This is a genomic window from Occallatibacter sp. (assembly GCF_049510455.1).
Taxonomy (GTDB): Bacteria; Acidobacteriota; Terriglobia; order Terriglobales; family Acidobacteriaceae; genus Telmatobacter.
This window is the reverse complement of the sequence record NZ_JBEKYX010000145.1, coordinates 1-7454: the sequence shown is the minus strand read 5'-3', so window position 1 is coordinate 7454 and position 7454 is coordinate 1. Positions and strand designations below refer to the sequence as shown.

Here is a 7454-nt window from a genome sequence, read left to right as displayed (position 1 = left end):
CCCGCCATCGCGTATGCCGTCCGCACGCTGAAGACCTCCGGAGCCATCAATTTCACCGCCTCGCACAATCCGCCGGAGTACAACGGCATCAAGTTCAACACCCATGACGGCGCGCCCGCTCTGCCAGAAGTCACTAAGCAGATGGAAGCCGACATAGCCCAGCTTGAATCCAGCGGCGTCGCGGTCCCCAAAGCAGACCCACCCTCGGGCGGCTTCGAAACCGTGGACATCAAGCCCGCATTCGTCAAGCGTCTCGCCGAACTGGTCGATCTCAAAGCCATCGCCAAATCCGGCATCAAGATCGTCTACGACCCCTTCTGGGGCGCAGGCCGCGGCTATACCTCTGACATCCTCCGCGATGCCGGCGTCTCCGTCGAAACCGTCCATGACTTCCGCGACGTCCTCTTCGGCGGCCACGCACCCGAGCCCGACGACCATCTCCTCGGCGACGCCAAAGCGAAGGCCAAAGAAATCGGCGCATCGCTCATCGTCGCCACCGACGGCGACGCAGACCGCTTCGGCATCGCGGATGGCGACGGCACCTTCATCCAGCCCAATTACATCATCGCCCTGCTCTTCGATTACCTCGTCGAAACCCGCGGCTGGCGCAACGGCGTCGCCAAATCCGTCGCCACCACCAACCTCATCAATGCCGTCGCCGAGCATCACAAAGTTCCGCTCTACGAAACCCCCGTCGGCTTTAAATACATCGGCGAGCTCATCCTCCAGGACAAGATCGCCATCGGCGGTGAAGAGTCAGCCGGCCTCACCATCCGCGGCCACGTTCCGGAGAAAGACGGCATCCTCGCCAATCTCCTCGTAGCGGAAATGGTCGCCACGCGCGGCAAATCGCTAGGCGTCCAATTACAAGAGTTATTTGGCAAAGTTGGTTCCTTCTACCCGGTTCGGGAGAACTTCCACTTGACCGACGACCAGAAAGCCCGATTCACTGAGAAGATGAAGGCTGAGCCAACCGAGCTCAGCGGACGCAAGGTCACTTCCATCGTACGGACCGACGGCCTCAAGCTCATTCTCGAGGACGGCTCCTGGGTCTGCTATCGCATCTCCGGCACAGAGCCTGTGGTGCGCGCCTACACTGAGGCCCGCAGCGAGTCCGATATGGAAGCGCTGAAGGCCGCAGCCGAAAAGTTTGTCTCGTCGTAAACGGAATTCGATGCCTCACTTGCCGGAACAAGCCGATATGTACCCGCCCATCGCCGAGCCCCCTGCTCGCGCTCCGGAGCCGCTGCCGCGCCGTGCCCTCAATTGGGTCCTGGGCGCATGGCGTCCAGCCGGCTCGGTGATGGCGGTATGCCTTGCGCTGCTCCTTGGCTGGCATGTGGTCAACGGCAAGCATGGCCTCACCACATGGAATCAAAAACGCGTTGAAGACAAGCAGTTGCAGAAAGAGATCGAGGATCTCAATCAGGAGAACGCGCGCCTCCGCACTCGCGTTGATCGCCTGAAATCGAACCCCGACGAAATCGAGCATGAGGCCCGCGAGAAACTTCACTACGCCAAGCCCGGCGAAGTGATCTATGCGCTCCCTGAGTCACCTGCCGCAGGGAAGTGATTGTTCGATTGCGAACAATCACGTGAGTTATCCTGTGCAAGCTTGATTCCGAAGTGATGTTTTTTGTTGGGGTTGTGGCAAAGTTCACACTCCTTATAGAAATCTTTATGCGATCTTCATTCCGCAACTGTGCAGCTTCGCTGCCCAGTTGCGAGGGAATAGGGAACAGGGAACAGGGTTATAGATAAAGGGCAAAAGAATATAAAAGGCCATAGATATCCTCGACGATGGTTCACTGTGACAGTGAAAAAGGCGGGAAGGGAATGTACTCTCCCGTTTTAACGACGACGGCCCGAATCCATGATGGATTCGGGCCGTCTTTTTGCTGCTGATTATGAGTGTTGCACAAGTGGGGTTAATTTTATGCAAACTATCTGAAGAGGCAGACGTTACGAAAGGGTATTGGACTTTAGTAACCGGGTGCAAGGGAATAGGGACAAGGGACAAGGGATGACAAAGACGGGAGGCTTGGGTGGTATCTCAGGTCTCCAAAAGAAGGAGACCTGTGGAACACAGCGGGAGGTGGGCGGGAGTGCTATCCCATCCATCGCGCGATACGACTGCGCGATGGATGGGGCACATGGCCGTTTCAAGGAAGGGCCCGTGGCTGAAGCCCTCTTGAATACGTTGGCCTTATTCGTGAGGCTGAAGCCTCACGCTCCCTCCGGAAAAACGAAGACGGGGTTGTTCAGCAGATCAGCTCGTACCAGCTTTGCCCTCCTGGATGTTGAGGATCAGGGTGATTGTGTGGTGGGCATCATCCATTTCCACGCGAGGAATCGCTCCGAAGCTGGTATAGCCCTTCGATTCGTAGAGCTTCCTCACACGATCCAGCCCTTTACTGATCGCGGTTGCGTTGAATAAGTCCCCCGGATGAAGAGGAAATAGTTGGGTGATTTCCTGCAGCGATAAGGCATGGTTGCCTTGAACCTGAATATGATCGAGCGTGTACTTCGCGCCGGCAGAAACCCGGACGGAAACATCGACCGATCTGGATGGCTGGCCAGCCGGCAGCGTGGCAGGTTGTAGCAAATCTACGAATACCTTGACATAACCACGGTCGCGTAGATTCTGCCGAATACGCTCCATCAACTCGTCAAGCGGATACGTGCTTCCCTGGAATGCTTGAATTACTTCAACCCGGTCTGATTCAGGCAGATCGTCCGAGCTAATCTTCAGTGAGCGCACCTGCACGGGAGCGTTCGCAGAAGAGATCCCATTCTGAGAGTTGGTCTGCGACGGCATCGACTGAGCCCGGGCAGATCCCCAGACGGCGAATCCAGCTGTGGTGGCGGCAAGCACCAGCAGCATTGTAGCCGCCGTGCGCGAAAGGATGGGAGACTGGTTCCAACCCAGCAAGCGAGCGATTCTCATTTTTAACACTCCTCCTGTGGCGCCAAAAGCGCCTGTGGGAATAACGCTGCGCCGTTCTTCAAGAAAGCTCAGCGCCTTGGCATAAGCGAGCCGGTCACCGCAGACCGCGACCGCCAGATCGTCACAGCAGTGTTCGCGTTCGCGCCGAATCTGGTTCGACACCCACCAGACGGCGGGATGGTAAAAGAGCACAGTTTCCATTAACGACTGGAACAAGTTGATCAGGTAGTCGTGCCGGCGAATATGGGCTAGTTCGTGGGCCAGGATCGCCTCGATTTGAAGGGTTGACAAACCGGTCATGCACCCAAGGGGAAGGAGAATTGCCGGCTTGAGATAGCCGATTACAGCGGGCGCCTGAACATGCGTAGAATCCAGCAGCTCGATGACTCGTTCCATCCCGAGCCGTCTGCAAAGGGTTTCGAATACCTGCCCAATTTCCGCCGACACCGATTCTTGAGCGAGGGATTTCATCTTCCTGGTCGCCGTGAGGCCGAGGGTAAGCCGGCAAAGCAGGACCAACACGCCGGCGAACCAGCAACTTGTCACAATGGGCAGCGATTGGTTGAGAGCTTTCTCGAATGGAATGATCCACCGCTCTAAGGGCTGGCCGAAGCTGTTATAGAACGCATAGCTAAAGCCCGCATCCGCAACCGCGCCAGCCGCTTGGTGGGGATTGGATAGCGTGTTCGCCGCCAGCATGCAGAACGTAATGGCGGGCAGCATCACCATCCATGCCGCCGCAGCGCATGCGACTGTATAGCGCAGTTGAGAAGCTCGCGAAGGCAGAAGGCCCAGTGCGCAGGCAAGAAGGATTGCGACAATTGCGCCCTGCCAGCAGAAATGCAGCAGCGTCCAACCCAGCGAATGAATCAATGGGAGCCCGATAGCCGTCATGCTTTCTCCTTTTCAAATCGGTCCAGCATCTCCCGGATTTCCGCAAGCTCGGATTGGGAAATGGGCTGCAAGCTCAGCGCACCGAGGACAAGATGCATCGCGGAACCCTCGAACGCCTGCTCAAGCAGGCTCCTGGTCAGCAGTTTCTGCGTTTGCTCTCGCTCGATCCGCGCTTCATACACATGGGATCGATAGCGCTCATTCCGTTGGAGCAGGCCTTTATCCGTCATTACCTGCATCTGCTTCAAGGCCGTCGTATAGCCCGTCCGTCTGCTACGTAAGGCGGTGTGAACCTCCCGCACGGTACTCGGCCCGCGACTCCACAGGATCTGCAGAATCGCCAGCTCCGCCTCGGTTGGCAATGGGACTTTTCTGTCGGGTAATGCCGGTTTCGTCATGAAGCAGATAGTAGTACGAGTATTGTCGTATGTCAACGACAATACTCGTACATTGCGCCGACAGACACTTTCCATCGAGCGGTCGCACATTTCATACGGATTGGTTTTGATAGAGGGTCGTGATCGTATCTACCCGAGTTTAAAATCTACCCGAGTTTCAAAAAAGAAGGCTGCTTGGGATTTGCTCGAGTTTTCAGATCAGTCCCTGTATTAGAAGTCAACATGCGCACGCGCTGAGCCTACCCAGGCCGGGCCGCGATCGCGGTTATATCCGGGATTGTCGATGTGTTGCACATCGACGGAATAGAACAACCCTCTCCAGAAGTGCCACGTGTAGTAGCTTTCGACAATCGTCTCCCGCCCGTAATTCAGATTGCCGTCTCCCAGCAGAAATCCGAGGCCGCCGAGCTTCAGGTATTCCTGGTGGTCGCGCTTGATGGCGTTCGATACAATCGCCAGTCCCACTTTGTCCTGGGACCGGCCCCACTGTTTGCCTGCATAATCGGCTCCGGCCAGGACCGTCTGGTCCACCTCAGTGTAGGCATACGACTCATGCTGGCCCTCGTTCCATCCAAAACGCCCAAAGAAACGCAGATTCTCTGTAATCTCCTGTAGCGTGTTATAGCCAAACCCATACTTCAGCGCGCCGAAATGCTCGAACGCCGTAATGTCCGGCCTGGTGTGGTTGGCGATCGCATAGTCGTTGGCTTCGCGATATGTGCCCATGTGCGCCCTGTTCGCAAAAAACAAAATCCGCGTTGTTCCTTTGCGTTTCTTCAGCAGGCTCTGCCGCAGTTCGAATTCGCCGTTCTGCCCATGTGCCCGGCTGAATGCCCAGTCCATGTCAATGCCGTTCGCCACGATCGGCATGCCAAATATGCCATACCGCAGGCTCCATATCTTATCGTCGTACTCGGCCATGCCGCCCACGGTGTATCCGCGCGTATCGGCCGCATAGTCCCACGCGCCGTTGTTGTCCACCGTCCAGTTCATAAACTGCAGATGGCTATCGGAGCCCGCATCGTTGATGTCAAAGAAATCCGGCAGCGTCAGCTTGCCAATTCGAAACTCAATCCTTCGCGCTGGAACTTCCTTTGCCAGTGCAAAGAAATTCGGGTTCTGTTCTGTGGTTTCGCTTGTCAGCCCCAAGACCTGGTGAATTTCATACCGTGCAATATAAGGAACCTTGCCCAGGTTCGGATTCCTTACTACATCCAGGTTGGTAAAACCAGCCAATCCCAGCGCCTCACTCAATCCGCGCCCCTCGGCTGCTTCCATGTCAAAAATCAAATCCGTGTTGTACCGCACAGAGTTTGTGGGCCGCACCGCACCATACAAAGTGCCCACCATCGATAGCTTGTACTCCGCCGAATTGCGAAAGCTGTTTGGCCCCTGGTACAGCGAGTGAAAGGGAAGCCGCCCCTGCAAAATGAAATTGGCCTGCCCGGAAAGCCACCACCGCTCTCCTTCCGGATGCGGAAACATCGTTACCACCGAATCATCTCCGCCGAGACTCTCGCCTCCAGATTGCTTACCTTCCCCCTCTTGCTGCCACGGCGGCAGAAAATCAAACATCAGCGCCGCATGACCTGGAGCCGCGTGGGACGGAATCCGCGGTTCTGGCGCTGAAGGCAGAGTCGCGTCCTGCTGTGCATGCGCCGCCGCAGCCATCCCGGCCACGAGGCACAGCGCTAATGTCGATCGAACACACATCGAGGGCATCCAGGAGCCTTTCAATCCAGATGAACTTGCTCTACGGGAGCAGTCAGGCGGGGTATGATGGGGACGAAGCAGCTATACCCCCACTCCGCATATACTATACCCTGGGTGGGTATAGTCAAGAGAGAATTGCCCATGTCTCATCAGGAACGGGAAACCATCAAAATGGTCCAGCGCGTGCGCAAGCTCCGCGGCCAGTTGGACGCCATCGAGCGCTCGCTTACCACTGCCGGCGACTGCGGCGACCAGCTTATGCTTCTGGCTGCCGTTCGCGGCGGCGTCAACGGCCTCATGGGAGAAGTGCTCGAAAACCATATCCGCTTCCACCTCACCGACGGCGCAAAAGAGCAGATCGCGCCCGAGCTGGCTGAAGATCTCATTGACCTGGTGCGCGCTTATCTCAAATAATGCGCTCCATCCGGAGCCTGATCATTTCGTTAGTATCGTAGATGCTGCGACGTGGAACGATTGTGAATGTAGTGTTGATTTGTAAGTGAGATGAATTGCAAAACCGCTGACTGCAGCGCAATCCAGGCCATTTGTAGCTGATTGTTTCTAAGTTGCGCACCGCATCTCCACAGAGCAGGGCTCGCCATGGTTTACCTGCTGCTATATTTCACATACCCTGTATATGGAGATACATGGATGAGTTCAGAGACGCTTGAGCTGCATCATGCACAGGCCAATATCTCAAAAGAGCGGTTTTACAGGCCCGAATTAGATATATTGAGATTTCTGGCGTTTTTTCTCGTCTTCCTGCACCACAGTCAAAGGATGTACTTCCCTGGTGCAGCCCTCGCGGATGTCGGCGCTGCATGTGCATCAGGGGTGCAGGTTTTCTTTGTGCTCAGCTCGTTTCTGATTACTGAGTTGCTGCTTCGAGAAAAGGAAAAGACCGGAAGCGTTCATCTCAGGTTTTTTTATATCCGGCGCATTCTCAGAATCTGGCCGCTTTATTTCTTCTTTATTGGCGGATGCCTGATTGTTTCCAAGCTGACCCACTTCACCATTTTCACCACAACCCAATTTTTGTTTTTCCTGTTTCTCGCGGGAAACTGGTGGAGTGCTTTCCACGGTTTTATCCCAAGAGTTGTCGGCCCCCTTTGGAGCATCTCGCTTGAGGAGCAGTACTACATCGTCTGGCCAACAATAGCCCGTTTCGGCAGACGCGTGCTATGGATTGCCTCCGGTCTTTTCCTGGTGGCCTCTACGATAGCTCTCTGGTATCTCGGCAGCGCCCAGGCAGAGCGTTATGCGATTTGGTGCAATAGCTTCGTAGAGTTTCAGTTTTTCGCGCTCGGAGCCATGCTTGCCATGTTGCTGCACAAGCGCACGCTTGCCTTTTCGCCTGTGCTTCGCATTGTTCTGGCGCTTGCTGCTTTCACAATAATCGTCGGTGATCAGATAAGCCTGCATGTCATTCTCGGGCCGAAAACAGGTCCTATAGCGCTCATCGCCGCATACGCGCTGCTTTCAATCGGGATAGTTCTTCTATT

7 protein-coding genes are annotated in these 7454 nt (G+C 55.7%); 4 read left to right on the top strand and 3 right to left on the bottom strand.

The features are described from left to right. The coding region (locus ABSG47_RS19510; RefSeq protein WP_424171774.1) for a phosphohexomutase domain-containing protein at window positions 1-1164 on the top strand (1164 nt) is incomplete at its 5' end. Window positions 1165-1174: 10 nt separating this feature from the next. After that, window positions 1175-1573: an FtsB family cell division protein gene (locus ABSG47_RS19505; protein ID WP_424171772.1), complete on the top strand. Its 399-nt coding sequence runs from the start codon at window positions 1175-1177 to the stop codon at window positions 1571-1573. A 696-nt stretch (window positions 1574-2269) separates the two neighbouring features. Here ABSG47_RS19505 and ABSG47_RS19500 read toward each other — a convergent pair. The 3 genes from ABSG47_RS19500 to ABSG47_RS19490 form a co-directional block, all read right to left on the bottom strand. Continuing rightward, window positions 2270-3676 carry a M56 family metallopeptidase gene (locus ABSG47_RS19500; RefSeq protein ID WP_424171769.1) on the bottom strand — a complete coding sequence of 469 codons (1407 nt, stop codon included), beginning with the start codon at window positions 3674-3676 and terminating at the stop codon, window positions 2270-2272. Window positions 3677-3837: 161 nt separating this feature from the next. Further along, complete coding sequence (locus tag ABSG47_RS19495; protein WP_424171766.1) at window positions 3838-4203, bottom strand: BlaI/MecI/CopY family transcriptional regulator; 366 nt, start codon at window positions 4201-4203, stop codon at window positions 3838-3840. A 246-nt stretch (window positions 4204-4449) separates the two neighbouring features. Further along, the gene (locus ABSG47_RS19490; RefSeq protein WP_424171763.1) at window positions 4450-5952 is read right to left on the bottom strand and encodes a carbohydrate porin; all 1503 of its coding nucleotides are present in this window, start codon (window positions 5950-5952) and stop codon (window positions 4450-4452) included. A 141-nt stretch (window positions 5953-6093) separates the two neighbouring features. On the opposite strand from ABSG47_RS19490, the gene ABSG47_RS19485 reads away from it, so the two are divergent. Then, window positions 6094-6366, top strand: coding sequence for a metal/formaldehyde-sensitive transcriptional repressor (locus ABSG47_RS19485; protein ID WP_424171760.1), 273 nt, complete (start codon window positions 6094-6096; stop codon window positions 6364-6366). 237 nt (window positions 6367-6603) lie between these two features. Then, window positions 6604-7454 (top strand): acyltransferase family protein (locus ABSG47_RS19480; protein ID WP_424171757.1); only part of this gene is annotated, 851 nt, incomplete at its 3' end.

Excerpts from the sequence above, each read along its gene's own strand:
- ABSG47_RS19505 (WP_424171772.1), top strand. The coding sequence starts at position 1,175 with ATGCCTCACTTGCCGGAACAAGCCGATATGTACCCGCCCATCGCCGAG.
- ABSG47_RS19500 (WP_424171769.1), bottom strand. The coding sequence starts at position 3,676 with ATGGTGATGCTGCCCGCCATTACGTTCTGCATGCTGGCGGCGAACACG.
- ABSG47_RS19490 (WP_424171763.1), bottom strand. The coding sequence starts at position 5,952 with ATGTGTGTTCGATCGACATTAGCGCTGTGCCTCGTGGCCGGGATGGCT.
- ABSG47_RS19485 (WP_424171760.1), top strand. The coding sequence starts at position 6,094 with ATGTCTCATCAGGAACGGGAAACCATCAAAATGGTCCAGCGCGTGCGC.